This is a genomic window from Pseudoalteromonas sp. QJM3NY_22 (genome assembly GCF_056173065.1).
This window is the reverse complement of sequence record NZ_CM149655.1, coordinates 1912179-1928995: the sequence shown is the minus strand read 5'-3', so window position 1 is coordinate 1928995 and position 16817 is coordinate 1912179. Positions and strand designations below refer to the sequence as shown.

The 16817-nt window shown below is 39.7% G+C and carries 12 protein-coding genes and 9 pseudogenes; 6 read left to right on the top strand and 15 right to left on the bottom strand.

The window, feature by feature from the left end:
• Window positions 1-2 precede the first annotated feature (2 nt).
• Together AC0VZ4_RS08575 and AC0VZ4_RS08570 are read right to left on the bottom strand one after the other, a co-directional pair.
• On the bottom strand, window positions 3-1115 hold the full coding sequence (locus AC0VZ4_RS08575; RefSeq protein ID WP_475441459.1) for a GNAT family N-acetyltransferase/peptidase C39 family protein: 1113 nt from the start codon (window positions 1113-1115) through the stop codon (window positions 3-5).
• Window positions 1116-1119: 4 nt separating this feature from the next.
• Window positions 1120-2528: pseudogene (locus AC0VZ4_RS08570) on the bottom strand (RimK family protein).
• Window positions 2529-2588: 60 nt separating this feature from the next.
• Between AC0VZ4_RS08570 and AC0VZ4_RS08565 the strand changes: the two are divergent.
• Together AC0VZ4_RS08565 and tnpC are read left to right on the top strand one after the other, a co-directional pair.
• The gene (locus tag AC0VZ4_RS08565) at window positions 2589-3848 is read left to right on the top strand and encodes an IS256 family transposase (protein ID WP_475439694.1); all 1260 of its coding nucleotides are present in this window, start codon (window positions 2589-2591) and stop codon (window positions 3846-3848) included.
• Window positions 3849-3858: 10 nt separating this feature from the next.
• A pseudogene (gene tnpC / locus AC0VZ4_RS08560) lies at window positions 3859-4722 on the top strand (IS66 family transposase); the annotation flags it as partial.
• Between the two features lie 270 nt (window positions 4723-4992).
• On the opposite strand, the gene AC0VZ4_RS08555 reads toward tnpC, so the two are convergent.
• Window positions 4993-5106, bottom strand: a complete 114-nt coding sequence (locus AC0VZ4_RS08555) for an IS3 family transposase (RefSeq protein ID WP_475441633.1) — start codon at window positions 5104-5106, stop codon at window positions 4993-4995.
• A 13-nt stretch (window positions 5107-5119) separates the two neighbouring features.
• Between AC0VZ4_RS08555 and AC0VZ4_RS08550 the strand changes: the two are divergent.
• Window positions 5120-5254: pseudogene (locus tag AC0VZ4_RS08550) on the top strand (IS3 family transposase); the annotation flags it as partial.
• On the opposite strand, the gene AC0VZ4_RS08545 reads toward AC0VZ4_RS08550, so the two are convergent.
• The 9 genes and pseudogenes from AC0VZ4_RS08545 to AC0VZ4_RS08505 all read right to left on the bottom strand — a co-directional run bounded on the left by AC0VZ4_RS08545 (window position 5224) and on the right by AC0VZ4_RS08505 (window position 10152).
• Window positions 5224-5559 (bottom strand): DDE-type integrase/transposase/recombinase, encoded by a 336-nt coding sequence (locus AC0VZ4_RS08545; protein ID WP_475441458.1) that lies wholly within the window; start codon window positions 5557-5559, stop codon window positions 5224-5226. The pseudogene AC0VZ4_RS08550 and the gene AC0VZ4_RS08545 sit on opposite strands and share 31 nt — an antisense overlap.
• Before the next feature lie 368 nt (window positions 5560-5927).
• On the bottom strand, window positions 5928-6092 hold the full coding sequence (locus tag AC0VZ4_RS08540; protein WP_475441457.1) for a transposase: 165 nt from the start codon (window positions 6090-6092) through the stop codon (window positions 5928-5930).
• A gap of 153 nt (window positions 6093-6245) precedes the next feature.
• A pseudogene (gene tnpA / locus AC0VZ4_RS08535) lies at window positions 6246-6689 on the bottom strand (IS200/IS605 family transposase).
• 342 nt (window positions 6690-7031) lie between these two features.
• Window positions 7032-7193, bottom strand: a pseudogene (locus tag AC0VZ4_RS08530) (transposase); the annotation flags it as partial.
• Window positions 7194-7254: 61 nt separating this feature from the next.
• Entirely contained in the window at window positions 7255-7884 is a 630-nt protein-coding gene (locus AC0VZ4_RS08525) for a transposase (RefSeq protein ID WP_475441456.1), read from the bottom strand.
• Between the two features lie 30 nt (window positions 7885-7914).
• Window positions 7915-8163, bottom strand: a complete 249-nt coding sequence (locus tag AC0VZ4_RS08520; protein ID WP_475441455.1) for a hypothetical protein — start codon at window positions 8161-8163, stop codon at window positions 7915-7917.
• 153 nt (window positions 8164-8316) lie between these two features.
• Window positions 8317-8547 (bottom strand): hypothetical protein, encoded by a 231-nt coding sequence (locus AC0VZ4_RS08515; protein WP_475441454.1) that lies wholly within the window; start codon window positions 8545-8547, stop codon window positions 8317-8319.
• Between the two features lie 225 nt (window positions 8548-8772).
• Window positions 8773-9243 carry a nuclear transport factor 2 family protein gene (locus AC0VZ4_RS08510; protein WP_475441453.1) on the bottom strand — a complete coding sequence of 157 codons (471 nt, stop codon included), beginning with the start codon at window positions 9241-9243 and terminating at the stop codon, window positions 8773-8775.
• Window positions 9244-9334: 91 nt separating this feature from the next.
• A pseudogene (locus AC0VZ4_RS08505) lies at window positions 9335-10152 on the bottom strand (IS5 family transposase).
• Window positions 10153-10253: 101 nt separating this feature from the next.
• Here AC0VZ4_RS08505 and AC0VZ4_RS08500 point away from each other — a divergent pair.
• Complete coding sequence (locus AC0VZ4_RS08500) at window positions 10254-10835, top strand: TetR/AcrR family transcriptional regulator (protein WP_475441452.1); 582 nt, start codon at window positions 10254-10256, stop codon at window positions 10833-10835.
• Between the two features lie 512 nt (window positions 10836-11347).
• Here AC0VZ4_RS08500 and AC0VZ4_RS08495 read toward each other — a convergent pair.
• Window positions 11348-11670, bottom strand: a pseudogene (locus tag AC0VZ4_RS08495) (transposase); the annotation flags it as partial.
• Between the two features lie 71 nt (window positions 11671-11741).
• On the opposite strand from AC0VZ4_RS08495, the gene AC0VZ4_RS08490 reads away from it, so the two are divergent.
• A protein-coding gene (locus AC0VZ4_RS08490; protein WP_475440334.1) for an IS3 family transposase occupies window positions 11742-12856 on the top strand; the annotation gives its coding sequence in 2 pieces (ribosomal slippage) (window positions 11742-11994 and window positions 11994-12856; 1116 coding nt in all).
• On the opposite strand, the pseudogene AC0VZ4_RS08485 reads toward AC0VZ4_RS08490, so the two are convergent.
• Window positions 12843-13335: pseudogene (locus AC0VZ4_RS08485) on the bottom strand (IS5 family transposase); the annotation flags it as partial. The gene AC0VZ4_RS08490 and the pseudogene AC0VZ4_RS08485 overlap by 14 nt on opposite strands.
• A gap of 10 nt (window positions 13336-13345) precedes the next feature.
• Between AC0VZ4_RS08485 and AC0VZ4_RS08480 the strand changes: the two are divergent.
• Window positions 13346-13694 (top strand): annotated as a pseudogene (locus tag AC0VZ4_RS08480) (IS3 family transposase); the annotation flags it as partial.
• A gap of 123 nt (window positions 13695-13817) precedes the next feature.
• Here AC0VZ4_RS08480 and AC0VZ4_RS08475 read toward each other — a convergent pair.
• Window positions 13818-16733, bottom strand: a complete 2916-nt coding sequence (locus AC0VZ4_RS08475; RefSeq protein WP_475441451.1) for a TonB-dependent receptor — start codon at window positions 16731-16733, stop codon at window positions 13818-13820.
• Window positions 16734-16817 lie beyond the last annotated feature (84 nt).

The following is a 16817-nucleotide window of genomic DNA, read 5'->3' as shown; positions in this document are numbered from 1 at the left end:
CCTTATATTTTATTAGCTATAGCCACCGCCGTTCTTAAACGTTGGCTACCAAACGCTGACATTTTACTAAAATCACTTCGTGCAATAGGTACATATTGGCAATCTATTGCGAGCTGTTTATCGTTACCAGGCTCACAAAATGGATCGTGAACATACACGCAGTGCTCATCAAGGTACGTAACACACACCCAGTGTGGCGATTTTTTACCATCAAAACTGTATGTACTAATTAATAACAGCACACTAAAGCCTTTACTTAACCACTGCTCAATATGCTCAAGCTCTACATCTTTATACGTAAGCGGTATATTTGCCTGTGCAATACCATCTACAAATTGCTGATGCACTGTGGCAAGTACCACTTTTTTGTTTTCGTTGCGTACGCCATCTAAAAACAAAGGCTCGGTGGTATTAACCATTACCTCGCTTTTAAAGCCCCGCTTATTAGCCCCAAGTGCCAAACCAAACGGATGGCAACCACCATGACCCGAGGTCATAAAAATGGTGGTACCTTCACGCCAAAGTGCCAGCTCATGCGATTGGGTAAGCTCAGTTGTTGGCTCAAGTGCACCCATTGCCATTAATAGCGCAGCAGGCCCACAAGTAAACTCGGTAGTTTGCTGATACCACGGCGTTAAACGCGCCACTTTTAACTCACTTGTTTGTCGAATGTTTTTTTGCATTCGTAGGGCATCACTGTGGTCATCGTAATAATCGCTGTATTGACCAAACACTCTGTAACCCAAGCTTTTATAAAGCCCTATCGCACCTTCGTTATTTACAGCCACCTCTAAACGAAGGTAAATACGCCCACGCTCACACGTTTCTTTTTCAAGGCTAGTAAGTAGTGCTTTTGCAACGCCCTTACCTTGCATTGTGGGTAAAACAGCAAGCGAATATAAACGCGCTAAACGCGTGCCTTTATGGCACCACACTAACCCGTAACCGCATAGTTGCTCGCCACTTTGGGCAACGATTAAAATGCCGTGCTTAGCACTAAGCCAGCGTTTTAGACTACGCGGACTTAATTTATCGTTATTAAAGCAGGCATTTTCAACGTCAATCAATGCGTTTAAATCACTGCTAAGCGCCTTTCGAATAACAAGGTTGCTCATGTTATTACCCACGGCCTCGTGCTTCTAAGCGTTGTTTAAACTCATCCATAATGATCATGTATAGCTCGTCGCCTAAATAGCCGTCTTCTACTTTGTGATCAATACTTGGGTTGTCGTTTACTTCAAGTACATATGCTTTGCCTTGATGCTCTTTAACATCTACGCCATATAAACCCCTACCCACTGTTTTACAGGCTTTTAATGCTGCATCTAACACCGCTTTTGGTAACTCAAAGGTTGGTAGAGTTTCAAAGTCACCAGAGAAAAACCGTTTAGCGTCGTGGTTATAAATTTGCCAATGGTTACGCGCCATTAAATAGCGGCATGCATAAATTGCACGGCCATTTAACACACCCACTCGCCAATCGTATTCGGTATACATGTACTCTTGTGCAAGCACTAATGCGCTATATTCAAACAGCTCTGTAAGCTTAGCGGCAAGCTCATCACGGTTTGAAACTTTAAACACACCTTTTGAGAACGACCCTCAGGCATTTTTAAAACAAGCGGATACGTAAACGCTTCTTCTAATTGCTCAAGCGTTTCATTTGCTTGATCAGCCACTACAACCGTTTTTAAACTTGGCACTTTTTGATAATTAAATGCATCGTGTAAATACACTTTATTACAACAACGTAAAATAGACTCAGCATCGTCAATAACCACTAAACCCAGGCTTTGCGCTTTGCTCGCAAGGCGATACGTTGGATGGTCAATCGCTGTAGTTTGGCGAATAAATAACGCATCAAACTGGGCAATATTGTCAATTTCGTCAAAGCTTAATGCTTGTGCATAAATACCGTGTTTAGCCGCAGCTTTAATAAAGCGTGCGATGGCATCTTTATCACTCGGTGGTACTTTTTCGTTATGATCAACAAGTATTGCCATGTCCCATCTAAAACGACGTTGCACCGCACCAATTCGCCACTGCGTTTTAGTAAAGTTATCTAGCTTGGCGACAAATTCGCTGTACTGTTGCTCGCTTAAAGACGACAAAGACCCTTGTTGCAATAAGCCTTGCTCATCAACAAATAAAATAGGCGCCGGGTATTGGTTAAATACCGACTTTGCCGCTTTTGATTGTAAATCGTTTTGGGCATTACCAAAGTAAAGTGTGCCATCTATTTGGCCCACATTTAACATAGGAGCTTGGCCACTACGAAGTGCATTAATGGTTTTTACACTGGGTAAAACTTGGTGCTTGCGCGCCTCTGCAAGTAATGAACAATAGTAACCTTTGCTCAAGTATTGGCTTGAGTCGCACAGATTAATAATGCGTGTTTTTGGCTCATTTTGTTTTGGGTAATCACGTAAATAAGTATTAAACGTAATTACATTTTCGAACGATTGAGCAAGCGTTTGCTCGTTGTTATCAAGAGCTATAGTCGTTTCTGGTGTATGAGAAAAAGTCATTGCGATGTAATCTGTTAATTGATCTTGACCAGATCAACAATTAACCAGAGAGACATCGCAATGACTGAAAATGATAATGTTATTTCCATTGAAAAACCAGACAATCCGTTAGAGCAGTTGCTTAAAAGCGGGGCGCAGCAGTTGTTAGCTCAAGCGATTGAGGCTGAGTTGGCTGTTTTATTGGCTCAATACCAGCATGAGACCGTCGAGGGACTTCAGCGGATCGTCAAAAATGGTCACCAGCCTGAGCGTACGATCCAAACAGGCCTTGGTGATATTGAGGTCAAAATACCTAAAGTCAGGGATCGAAAAAAGGAAGGCATTAAATTCAATAGTGCCTTGATCCCGCCTTATCTGAAACGGACAAAAAATATCGAAGAGCTGATCCCATGGCTCTATTTACGAGGAATTTCGACGGGTGATATGCAGCCCGCTTTAGTGTCTCTTTTAGGCGAGCAAGCCAAAGGTTTGTCGGCCAATAGTGTCTCTCGGTTGAAATCCACCTGGGAAACGGAGTATCAGCAGTGGTCTAAACGTTCCTTGGCTAAACGTCGATATGTGTATATCTGGGCCGATGGGATTTACAGTAAAATTCGAATGGATGATAAGCTGTGCTTACTGGTAATTATGGGGGTAGATGAAACGGGCAGAAAGGAGCTATTGGCGGTGGTTGACGGGGTTCGTGAGTCTGAGCAGAGCTGGACTGAAGTGTTAAATCAACTGCGCTCACAGGGTCTAACAATACCACCAAAATTGGCCATAGGGGATGGTGCGCTGGGGTTTTGGAATGCCCTCACCAAAGTATGGCCAACAACCCAACATCAACGTTGCTGGGTGCATAAAATCGCGAATGTGCTAAACAAAGTGCCGAAATCAATGCAACCTAAAATCAAAGCGAATTTACAAGATATCTGGATGGCAGAGAGTCGAGCTTCTGCTTATAAAGCGTATGATTTATTTGTTAAAAATTACTCAGTCAAATACCCAAAAGCGACGGATTGCTTGATGAAGGATAAAGATGAAATGCTGGCATTTTATGATTATCCTGCTGAGCATTGGATGCACATAAGAACGAGTAATCCGATAGAGTCAACGTTTGCGACGGTAAGGCTGAGAACGCATAAAGTGAAGAGTTGTGGCAGCCGGACAACCACCTTAATGATGGTTTTTAAACTCGCGCAGTCGGCAGAGAAAAAATGGTACCGCTTGCGAGGGTTTAAGCTACTGGCTGAAGTAATTACAGGGGTAAAATTTAAAGACGGCGAAAGAATAACTCAAGATCAAACAGAGCATCAAGATGAGCTCATACACCAGATTTGACAATAACTCTCCAATCAGTGCGGGTAGTTTATTTAACTTTAATGAACAAGCAGCGGCCTTGGTAAAGTCCTCCGGCGCAGAAGCCGCGCTCAAGAAAGCCCTGAAAACGACTTATCAAGCCTTACACGTTGATGAAACGGGGATTAATATAGGTGGTAAACGACGATGGCTTCATGGTGCATCAACGACGTGGTGGACGTATTTTTACCCGCATGAGAAAAGAGGGAAAATAGCGATGGATGACGCCGATATTTTACCTCACTTTACTGGGGTACTATGCCACGACCACTGGAAACCGTATTATCAATATACACAGTGCCAACATGCCTTGTGTAATGCACATCATATCCGAGAGTTAGAAAGGGCATGGGAGCAAGACGGTATGCAATGGGCAAAGGATTTGCAAACCCTACTGACTGAAATCAATAAACATCAAATAGATAACCCCGAGCTAGATGCAGACACAAAAGCTCACTATATAGAGAAATATCAACAAATATTGGCTCAAGGTGACATTAAATGCCCTCCACCGGATAGAAACAGCCGAGTAAAAGGCCAGCGAGGCAGATTGAAACGAACAAAGTCTAGAGCGTTGTTAGAGCGGTTAAGAGATTATCAAGATGATGTCTTACGGTTCATGACGGAAACAGCGGTGCCTTTTAGCAACAACCAAGGTGAGAATGATATTAGGATGACCAAGGTTCATCAAAAGATATCTGGGTGCTTCAGAAGCATGCAAGGTGCAGAGATGTTTTGTTTAATCAGAAGCTACCTCTCGACTTGCAGAAAACAGCATGTATCAGCAAGCCTAGCCCTTGAATTACTCTTCAAAAATCAGTTACCTGATATATTTATTGAAAATGTGGCTGAATAGTTACAAATTTTTTATTGTTAAACTTCATGAGATTTGTAACGCAATAAATCAACTGAGAATAAAACAAAAAAGGAATTTTGTGCCCAATCTCGTGCCCATGTGCCTTTAAGCCAAATTCACATTTTTTTGCACATATTTTTTTGACCACTACCCAAACCAAACGGTGCCCTCCTTACCGATTGAAAGTTAGAAAATAGATGTCAAAAACAATGACAATCTGGACTTCCCAGCTTTCACTAGACAGTTTTTAACTCAGAATAGTACGCTTCCTCAAACAACGCCTGTGTGTGAATGGCGCTTTTTTGGATTGTAAAACATTTCTATAAAATTAAATATCTCAGCTTTCGCATCTTCGCGTGTTGAGTATATCTTACGCTTAATTATTCGCTTTTTAATCGTAATGGTGCACAGTGATCAAGGTAGTCAATACGGTAGTGCTGACTATCTCGCATTTATGAAAGAACATAATCTTGTGCCTTCGATGAGCCGCGCCGGGAACTGTCATGATAATGCGGTTGCTGAAAGCTTTTTTATTACCTCTGCCTTCGGTTGACGTTGATATACAGCCATCAATAGTGCGTTTATAACAAGGTACTTATCCATGTTTTTATCCATCGACCAACCCAAAATACGCCTAGAGAATAAATCCATCACTGTTGCCACATATAAAAAACCTTCATAGGTTCTTATGTAAGTTATGTCGCTCACCCACGATTTGTTTGGCGCTGGCGGGTTAAATTGACGTGCTAATAAGTTATCTGCAATTCGCGATGTCTTACCACCTTTAATATTGCGACACTTATACCCAATTTGCGCTTTAAACTTATGTTGTCGCATAATCTAAGCAACACGATTTACGCTGCATTGCTCACCAGCTTCACGTAAGTCTGCATGTAACCAAGGGCTACCATACGTACCGCCACTGGCTACATAAAACGGTTAAATGAGCTTCAACAAGCGATTATCTTCAATCGCTCTATCGCTTATAGGCTTTTTTAACCACGCATAAAAACCACTACGATGCAGCTTGAAAAGGGGGGACATCGCAGTGATGGAAAACTCATCTTGGTCATCACAAATGAAGTCGTACTTTACTCGGGGTTGCTGGCAAAGTACCTTGCGGCCTTTTTTAAAATGTCCTGTTCCTCCATGACACATTTCAATTGTGCCTCTAATTTAGCGATCTTAAGTTTTTCATCGGATGATTAAACGACTTTAGGTTTATCTGATAACTGGCTCCGCCAGTGGTATAGTGTTTTGGTACAAATATCTAATCGTTCAGCGACTTCTGCAACTGAATATCCACACTCAGTAATTTGTTTAACAGCCGCTTCTTTAAACTCTTGGGTATAAGGTTTACCTTTGCTCATAAAACACCTCTTATTAGAAGTTACAATGTAACTCATTAGGTGTCTAGCAAACTATGTGAAGTCAAAAGCATGGAATCAGTTCATTTCAATAAACATCCCCGGGGCAAAGCCCTTCTGCTAACGCAGAACTCACTTCGTGAGCGGGGTATTTGGTTAGAACATAGCTAATTGATGATCCGAATGAAGTTGGTCATAATTATTTCCTTGGTTTTTCACATACTTTCTTATCATTGATTCGTCACCATGTTTTCCTACCGTACTTGCAAAATAACCATCAGACCAAAACTCTCCACCCCATAACTGCTTTTTAACATGAGGGCACTTTTTAAAAACCTCTCTTGCCGTTAAACTTTTAATCATCGTTACCAACTTTGTAATGCTGTAGGTTGGAACTGACTGAACTAAAAAATGAATATGCTCTTCATCCGTCCCAATTTCTAAAAATTTGATTTCGTAACGTTTTTCTATTTCGACACAAATTTCTGTGATTGCCCTATCAACTCCCGCATCAAGAACTACTCTTCTCTATTTTGCTGGGAAAACTAAGTGATAAAGTAAAACTGTCACATTATGGCTTTTATGTATAAATTCACTCAATACTACGCCGCAAGCGGCGGGGAATAAACCCGATGAGATTTAATCTTTATGCGGAATGGTATTAATCATTATATTTTTGTGATTCAATAATATAATACTTAACCAGCTGAACTTTCTCATCTTGCCTGTTGTGTTGCAGTGAACAGCTTTGCGGACTTCCTATTGTTATAACTAGTTTTCTAAGCTGCCTGTATGACTGGTACATATTCACACCAATCGACGTCATTACTAGGTGCGCAGTCATATTTAAAGTGAGTTTAAATAATATGAACACTTGGCTTTTGAATAAAAATATCAAGAAAACACAGCTGCCTACTTGACCGGAACTCTCTAATAGGTGGGCCCCTTACTTGCCCATAGGTTAATTCGACGAAAAACCTTACTCCAGCATCCAAACTCTTTTGGTAAATCACGCAATGGCAAACCTGCTCGCATTCGATAGAGTATTCCTTCCATGGTTATTCGGTGCACAGGCTTATCATAAATTCTTCCAGAACTTAGCATTGCTTTGTAAAGGATTCCCTAACGCCCACTACAACATTAGCCTTAGCACATAGCTTAGTTCTTAAGGAACACAGACCGTGTGACTTCCTATCTTAAAACGGCAAATATCATTGTTTTTCTCAATGCTTTGCCGCTTACAATTTACCGCTAGTAGCTCAAATACACGATGTATCTTATGGCTGCACCGTGTTTGTTCTATGCAATCCAGAATATCATCCAACCAAAGATAACTGCACTTACTCGCTCTAAATGTCGAGATCGCACACTTAAACATACCCGCTGCACTATGGCAGATAAAACGCTTGATAAGTGTTTGCAGTATGCTCAGCCAAACCAATGATTCGGCAATATGAGGATCTCGTGTGATGAACCCTTTAAGGTTATTCCATGACTTTAGTTCTTTGAAAAACAACTCAATTTGCCAACGAGTTGCATATATATCGAGTAGCTCGTCAAAGCTAAACTGTGCCTCTTTTAAATTAGTAACAAGGAAAACGGGGCGCTTTTCATTCGGTAAATAGATAAGCCTGTACTCGGGCCCATTTTTCTTCCAACGTACTGTTAATTCAAGTGGTTGGCTTACGAATTTATTGAGTAACGTTTTGAGTTTAATGTTCTTTTCTTTAAGTTCTATACCCGCGCAATAGGCTGATGTAACGATTGGGTTAATGTTTTTATTTGCTCTGATCAAAAAATATCCGCCATCTAAGTCAAACTTGAGCTACTTGCTCAAAGTAATATACCCAGCATCAGCAAGTAATAACGTATCTTCAAGTGTGTGGCTACCTGGTAAAAAGGCGCGCTCAGTTTCAACATCAGGACGAATATCTATTTCGCAGGGTTGTTCATTAAATAGGTCATAGGTAACGTGCAACTCAATTGCGGCAGGACTTACAGCAGTAAAACGACCAGCAAAAACCTGCGCTAATTCATCATGTAGAGCAAATGAAGAACCATCTTGCAATAACACTCGCTGTACTCCTCGCTGGGTAAAAAAGGTTTTATACCAATCTGCTTATGTATGGGGTCTATTTAACGTTAAGAAAATCACGCTAGAACTAGGCTAAAGTTTTTGTATCTAGTTGTTCTAAATAAAAAATTTTTAACGACGTTATAGTGCAATTTAATTCGTTAAATTGATCAAAGATTTATGCAGGTTGGTATTATCCAGCGTGTTTACAGTCAATTTAGACATCGCTTGAATAACGAGCACACGGACTCGCTCAGTTAAGGCTGGTTTTCGAATTTGATTATGAAAGGGTTTATAACTTATTGTGCAATCAGCCTGCGTTCGCAAGTTTTGATGCATATCTGACAAGTTAGCGTCTTGCAGGCAAGATAAGCTTTTGAACACGGCTTTGAGCAGAGAAACGCTCGACAGGCAACGTGTCGAACTTGAAATCCAGAGGTTTTTGCAAGCTCAATGAGATGTTTTTCTTAGATAAGGGCTTTTAATTGATTTGAAACTTAGTTAATCTGCATGTGAACTCTATTTTTGGTTATGTTTTTATTGACGTAACTATTTGATCATTAACAGAGTTCAACTTCAAGTTTTCTTAAGATCCAACCTATGTGTGCTTTATAGGTCTAATTCAGAGAGCGTTGGAAAATCATCTGGTCGAACAGCGCCTTCCCAAGTAAATAATCGTTGCGTTTCATCTATCGCTAAATCGTTAATACATGCGTAACGTTTTATCATTAGCCCTAGTTCATCAAATTCCCAATTTTCATTACCGTAAGCTCGGAACCATTGATTATCTGCATTTCTATATTCATAAGCAAATCGCACAGCAATACGATTTCCACTAAATGCCCAAAGTTCTTTAATCAGTTTGTAATCTAGCTCTTTTTGCCATTTGTTACTTAAAAAGTTGACTATTTCTGCCCTTCCATGAATAAAACTCGATCTGTTTCTCCACTCGCTATCAGGGCTATATGCTAATGAAACAGCTTGTGGGTTTTTGTTATTCCAACCATTTTCAGCAGCTCTTACTTTTATTTTTGCACTTTCTTTGTTAAAGGGTGGTAAAGGTGGACGTGGGCTTTCCATATACTTCTCCAAATGTTAAGGGTTAAAATCAACAAGCTAGACAGGTTTGTCTACCACTCAATGGTAGACAAAACTGTATACTTATGCAAGTTTATTTCTTTGATGACTGAGATGTTTCTAGGAGCTGTTGATCTTTGCTGTATATAAATTGTTCATGTATTGGCAGCCACATCATCAAAAAACTAAGCGTAATCATACTTGAATAATTACGCGATAATTTATCGTATCTTGTTGCTATTGCTCGATAATTTTTAATTCTACCGAATGCATTCTCAACCAAATGTCTGTATCTATATAAGCACCAATCAACATCCTTATTACCTTTCTTCTGGTTCTTCCTTCTTGGGATTGTTGAATCTGCTCCTATTTTTTACTTATTCACGAAAAGAGTCGCTATATAGCCCTTATCTGCGACAACATGTTCAGCTGTAGGCGAGTTTTCTACCAAACTTTTTACATGAACGATATCGTTTACTTGCCCTTGTGAAAGCTCAAAGTATACAGGTAAGCCGCCGCTATCTACCACTAAATGGCTCTTGGTTGAATTACTTCCTCGGCTCTTCCCTATTATATCTTCGGTCGCTGAAGAAGCAGCCCCCGTTCCATGTTGATGAGCACTGACAATACTCCCATTGATAAAGAGCCATTCGAAGTCTCCATAATCAGCTAACACATTGAAAGCATGAGATAAGACCCTCTTACTTGACCATAGGTTAAATCGACGAAAAACCTTACTCCAGCGCATCCAAATTCTTTTGGTAAATCACGCTATGGTAAACCTGTTCGCATTCGATAGAGTATTCCTTCCACGGTTATTCGATGCGCAGGCTTATCATAAATTCTCCCCGAACTTAGCATTGCTTTGTAAAGGATTTCCCAACGTTCATCTGTTAACATTAGTCTTAGCATAGTGAATCGCTATTTTTTGTTTTTGGCGAAGTAAATTATACCCGCTCACGATGCTGTTTAAAAAGTATACTTGAAAGATCAACAGCCCTTAGGAGGCTAAAATGCCCGTAAAAAAAGATAAACGTAATCAATTGATTGACACCGCTTTAGCACTGTTTTACACACAAGGCATACACGTAATAGGTATTAATGAAATATTGGCAACTTCAGGTATTGCCAAAAAAACTCTTTATAATCATTTCTCAAGTAAAGAAGCCTTAATACAGGCCTGTGTAATTGAACGTGAGATTCGCTTTATGGCGTGGTTTGAAAGTCAGACTAATAATGCCAATTCTGTAAATGAATTTATTGAGAAAATATTCAATGCATTAGGTGATTGGATAAATAATAGAGTTAAAGAAATAGGTGATTTTGACGGCTGTTTTTTTGTAAATACTGCCGCTGAATATGGAGATTATAATAATTATATTTATCAGTTGTGTATGCAACATAAACTAAATATTAAAGCGTTTGTATTAGCCCAGTTAACTTCAATAATTCAAGATCAGCAACGAGCCCTTCACTTAACTGACGTTATCATTTTATTAAAAGAAGGAGTTATTAATTGCGCTTACGTGATGAATGATAAAAATGCAGCGATGAAAGCAAAAGCCCTCGCTTTAACATTTATAGCTACCGATTAAAGTTAGCAGGTTTCGCCATGTCTTATATGAAAAGGTATCGTTAACCTAAATCTCGTTTAAGAAATTGAATTTAATGCCTGTTCCGAACTCTGAACTTTCGACCAAGACCGATTGGATAAACAAGGAATTGGCGTCATTAAATTAGTTGAATTTTTTGCTATATCGATGATTTTTCAAACATATTTATCCCTTAATGGAATAAACAACGACTAGGGCCTGTTGATCTTTCAAGGTTAAATTTACAGCAGTATTTTGGTAAGACAGAGCCTATGTAGTGTGGTTATTCCCTCTTTGTTGCTCGGTTTTTACTTATACCAATCTGCTTATATATGGGGTCTATTTAACGTTAAGAAAATTACGCTAGAACTAGGAAAAAATTTTAACGACGTGATAGTGCAATTTAATTCGTTAAACTGATCAAAGATTTATGCAGGTTGGTATTAGCCCACTAGATTACACCTCGCGCCGCGATTAAATAGCCCCTAGTTTGAACGAACTTTGCTGTATATAAATCATTCATGCATTGGCTGCCACATCATCAAAAAACTAAACGTAATCATACTTGAATAATTACGCGATAATTTATCGTATCTTGTTGCTATTGCTCGATAATTTTTAATTCTACCGAATGCATTCTCAACCAAATGTCTGTATCTATATAAGCAGCAATCAACATCCTTATTACCTTTCTTCTGGTTCTTCCTTCTTGGGATTGTTGAATCTGTTCCCTTTTTTCTATTTTTTCTATTTTTTCTATTTTTTCTATTTTTTCTATTTTTTCACGAAAAGTGTCGCTATGATAGCCCTTATCTGCGACAACATGTTCAGCTTTCTGCGGTAATCCCCCCGAAAAATAATAGATGCCAAACGTAGAATTTTCTCTTATTGTAAACACAGGAGAAAATTATGAAAAAAGCACATTTTACAGACAGTCAGATCCTTGCCATTTTAAAACAAGCAGAAAGCGGCGTGCCTATTCCTGAGCTATGCCGTGAACATGGTATGGGCAACTCAACCTTTTATAAATGGCGCGCTAAATACGGCGGCATGGATGCGTCTTTAATGACACGAATGAAAGAGCTTGAAGATGAAAATCGCCGTTTAAAGAAAATGTATGCAGAAGAGCGGCTAAAATCTGAGGTCATTCAGGAGGCAATGGCAAAAAAGTGGTAAAGGCTTCTGAGCGCAAAGTCTTGGCTCATGAAGTCGTTAGCACAAATAAAATGAGTATTGCCTTAGCCTGTCGTACTTTCATGATAAGTGAAACATGCTATCGCTATACGCCAAAACTGTCTGATGAAAATGAGAAAATTGCAGCGTTGCTATTGGATTTAAGCCAATGTCAGCGTAATTGGGGATTCGGTTTATGTTTTTTATATTTACGCAATGTTAAAGGCTACACATGGAATCATAAGCGCGTTTATCGTATTTACCGTGAGCTTGAGTTGAATCTGCGAATAAAGCCTAGAAAACGTCTAACAAGGGAGAAGCCTGAACCATTGACTGTCCCTGAGGCCATTAACGAATGTTGGTCAATGGATTTTATGCACGACCAATTATCGGATGGCAGAGCGTGTCGCTTGTTCAATGTGATTGATGATTTCAATCGCGAAGGACTCACAATAGATGCTGACTTATCACTCCCCGCTGAGCGTGTTATCCGCTCACTCAATCAAATTATAGAATGGCGTGGTAAGCCAAAAGCTATCAGGTGTGACAATGGGCCTGAATATATTAGCCATAAATTAGCAGAGTGGGCGTTAAATAATAATATTGAATTACGATTTATTCAACCAGGTAACCCGCAACAAAATGCTTATGTAGAGCGGTTTAATCGCACGGTTAGGTATGACTGGCTAAGTCATTATATTTACAGTGATATTAGTGAGTTACAAGATAAAGCAACCGATTGGTTATGGACTTATAATAATGAACGCCCTAACATGGGCATAGGTGGCATAACACCCATACAAAAACTGGAAAAGTTAAACAACGAAAATTCTACAGATAGCCTCCATTAAAAATGGGGGGATTACCCTGCGAGTTTTTTACCAAACTTTTTGCATGAACGATATCGTTTACTTGCCCTTGTGAAAGCTCAAAGTAAACAGGTAAGCCGCCGCTAAATGGCTCTTGGTTGAGTTACCTCCTCGGCTCTTCCCTATATCTTCGGTCGCTGAAGAAGCATCCCCCGTTCCATGTTGATGAGCACTGACAATACTCCCATCGATAAAGAGCCATTCGACGTCTCCATAATCAGCTAACACATTGAAAGTATGAGATAAGACCCCTTACTTGACCATAGGTTAAATCGACGAAAAACCTTACTCCAGCATCCAAACTCTTTTGGTAAATCACGCCATGGCAAACCTGTTCGCATTCGATAGAGTATTCCTTCCATGATTATTCGATGCACAGGCTTATCATAAATTCTCCCCGAACTTAGCATTGCTTTGTAAAGGATTCCCCAACGTTCATCTGTTAACATAAGTCTTAGCATAGTGAGTTGCAAAATAAAAGCAGATCTCGTGTGTGATGCGTTAAAAATGGCTATTTTCCGTAGAGGCCGACCTAAAGGTGTTATCGTTCACAGTCAATATTGCTCTGGAGACTTCTGTAGTCTTACTACAAAATTATGAATTACAACAAAGCATGAGCAAAAAAGGAAATTGCTGGGACAACGTCTGCGCTTCGACTCATTGAAAGTCGATGCTATTCATGGGGAGCCAATTATGGATAGGAAAACAATGCGCCAAGCAGTATTTGAATACATTGAAGTTGATTACAACAAAACAAGAAGGCATAGTGCTAATGGCTATCCTCAGCCCAGAAGCATTTGAACTAAAGAATATTGCTTAGTATTGTGTCCAGTTTTAGTGCTGGGGATCAATCTTAGAAAACTAACTAAGAGTGTACTTACACACGATGAAAATAAAAATAGTATTCTTGAACACTATTTTTATTTATGACTTAGGGATGGAGTTAAAAACGAGCCCTTAACGATAGCGCATAACGCGAGTCACTATAATGATAAGCACTGTAGTGATTACCTGACGCATTTTGCTCCATAATATTACGACTCACTTCATTGGTTATGTTGTTTGCTTCTAAAGAGACAGTGAAATTTTCGTTAATATCATAAGATACAGAAGCATCTAAAAAGCCTGCGGCTTCGTTATAAACCGGCAGTTTCCAATCAATGCCTGCGTTACTACCATTAGAGCCATTAGCACCAATCGATGTTAAGTATTTACTACGCCAGTTATAAGCTAAACGCACATGAACATTGCCTAATTCATACATGGCGACTATATTGTATGAGTTTTTAGAAATACCAAAATAAGGCATTTCACCGTAGCTTGAACCATCGGTGTCAACCGGCTGTGTATCAAGCTCTGTATCGGTAGAGCTATCAATGTAAGTATAGTTGGCTGATACACCTAACCCATTAAACGGGGCTGGTAACGAGGTGAAAAAGTGGTTAATACTAAATTCTGCACCAGAGAGTGTTGCACTGCCAGTATTAACAGGTCGTGTTACCTTGTAATCGTAGCTTTCAAGCCCTTCTGCGCCATAGGTTTCTGTTACTTCCTGCTTTGATTGATAACCATCAATGTCTTTAGTGAATATAGCAACGTACGCTGAGTTTCCTTCTGCATAGTACCATTCAAGAGACGCATCGAACTGAGTTGATTCCATCGGTTCTAAGTAAGGATTTTGATCTGAACTTGACTTTAATAAATAGTCTTGCGGGGTTGCAACAAGCGTTGGATCCACTTTTAAGGCTTCACTAAACTCGTTGGTGTAGCTAGCACTAAGCACTTGATTTGCAGCCATTTGAGAATAATCTGGACGTGCCATTACTTTTGCAGCAGCAAAGCGTAATAGCAAGCTTTCAGTCAATTCTACTTTCATGTTAAAGCTTGGTAAGACATTACTGTAGCTATTTTTAGCATCTGTTGGGGTAAACGCATTCGCACCAAAAAAATCAACATTCGGGTATGTTAAATAACCTTGCGCACTATTGTCTGTACGTACATAACGTACCCCAAAGTTACCACCAATTGGATAAGTAAGGTCGTCAAACGCATAATTAACCATAACATAGGCTGCAACGGTTTCTTCTGATTGATTATTTTGGTATTGAGGATCCGTTAATTTACGCTGATTCCAATAAGCCCATTGACTATTTTCATCGTATACAAACTTGTCATTCAATTGTGCATAACTTGCTGGATAATCAAGCGCATAACGTGCATTAGGTGCATAAACACTTGATGGTGAAGGCACATCCCCCCCAAAAAAGTTGTTAAATGAGTTTAAAGTAAGATCGGCGCTGTCTGGAACTGCATTCCCTTCAATAAGATTCAACCAAGAAGGGGCAAGCGGGCTCCAGTTATAACCAGTATCAGCATTATCTGATGAAGAGTCGGTGTACCGTACGCCAAATTTAATCGCTTGGAATGTATCATTATCTAAATAGAGTTTAGTATCCGCTTGCAGCGCTAACATGTCACCTTGACGATCGTAGAGTTGATCTTGCGAAAAGTTCCAAGTGTAGTTAGCGGTATTCGATAAATAACTATTATCTGATGATATATTTGGTAAATCACCCGATAGATCAATATCAATGTAAGGTACAAGAACTTCTGTAGCCACTGTGGAATCAAACCCTGATGAGTCAGATTTTACATATTGCGCAGATGCCGAAAACTCAAGCATGTCGTTGTAGTATTTATATTCAAGTGAAAAGTCTTGTGTTTGAGAGTCTTGCGTTGATACTCGTACATCCGACCCCATAGAAATACCACTGCCTGGTTGATATAAACGCCCTGTTTCAATGACACCATTTGAATTAAAAGTCGCACCAGGTTCAACTTGAATAGCCAACGCGTCATTCCCTACGAATATGGCATCTTCATTCCATGTCATATCGTAGTTACTTTTAAAGTAAGTAAAGGTAAACTCGTGGTTATCTTTTGGCGCAAATTGAAACGCGACATATTGACCTTGACGCTCTCTATCAAAATTCATGCTGCGCCAATCGGCACCGCGAGGTATGTAAACCTCTTCCTCTTCATGCCCAGTGATATCTGTACGGCTAAAGAAAGGCCTAACGTACATAGAGTCATTACGGGTTGTTAGCTCTGAGTAAGCATAATCTAATAGTAAACCAAAACGCCCTAAATCTGTGTCCCAGTTATTACTATACAACGCTGAGTAAGATGGTTTGGTTTCTTTTACTAAATCACCATAATTAGCAGATAAATCAAATGCAAAGGTCTGCCCATCTTGCTGAAAAGGTTTACGTGTTTCTAGATCAATACTTCCGCCTATCCCGCCTTCAATTTGATCCGCCGTAGGACTTTTATAAACCATAACACCTGACATTAACTCAGGTGGAATATCACCAAAGCTTAGCGTTCTTCCACCTGTTGCACTAAACGTACTACGGCCGTTTAGCTGGCTACTCACTTGTGTTAGTCCACGTACTGCTACACCGTTTCCTTCAACAGAAAAATGCTCTGGGTCGTCTTGCGACATATAACGGTCAATAGCAACACCGACAACGCGTTGAAGTGTTTCAGTAATACTGTTGTCTGGTAATGCGCTCATATCTTCTGAGGTAATACCATCCATAATTTTATCAGAATCAAGCTTTCGCGCTTGCGAGGCAATAACTGATGAACGTAATCCTGTAACTGCAATAACTTCCATATCGTCTTCTACTTTAGCCTCAGCATCTTTATTTTGTTTTGTTTGCGTCTGTGGCTCTTCTTGCGCATAAGAGAATGTCGGTAAAAGTACTCCTAATGTCGTCAGTACAAGCAATGACGTTGGTGTTAATTTGAATTTTTTTTGAAAATCATTTTGTGTGTGTTCAGTACAGTGTTTCATAATTACCCTCTGACTTTTAAGACATTTACATGTCTTATCTGTGCCATTGTTATCTGTTTTTATTTAAAGCTTAGCAGTATAATT

What these genes read in the sequence shown, in the direction of transcription:
- AC0VZ4_RS08545 (WP_475441458.1), bottom strand. Translation starts at nt 5,559, where the DNA reads ATGCGACAACATAAGTTTAAAGCGCAAATTGGGTATAAGTGTCGCAAT.
- AC0VZ4_RS08475 (WP_475441451.1), bottom strand. Translation starts at nt 16,733, where the DNA reads ATGAAACACTGTACTGAACACACACAAAATGATTTTCAAAAAAAATTC.
- AC0VZ4_RS08565 (WP_475439694.1), top strand. Translation starts at nt 2,589, where the DNA reads ATGACTGAAAATGATAATGTTATTTCCATTGAAAAACCAGACAATCCG.
- AC0VZ4_RS08500 (WP_475441452.1), top strand. Translation starts at nt 10,254, where the DNA reads ATGCCCGTAAAAAAAGATAAACGTAATCAATTGATTGACACCGCTTTA.
- AC0VZ4_RS08510 (WP_475441453.1), bottom strand. Translation starts at nt 9,243, where the DNA reads ATGGAAAGCCCACGTCCACCTTTACCACCCTTTAACAAAGAAAGTGCA.
- AC0VZ4_RS08575 (WP_475441459.1), bottom strand. Translation starts at nt 1,115, where the DNA reads ATGAGCAACCTTGTTATTCGAAAGGCGCTTAGCAGTGATTTAAACGCA.
- AC0VZ4_RS08540 (WP_475441457.1), bottom strand. Translation starts at nt 6,092, where the DNA reads ATGAGCAAAGGTAAACCTTATACCCAAGAGTTTAAAGAAGCGGCTGTT.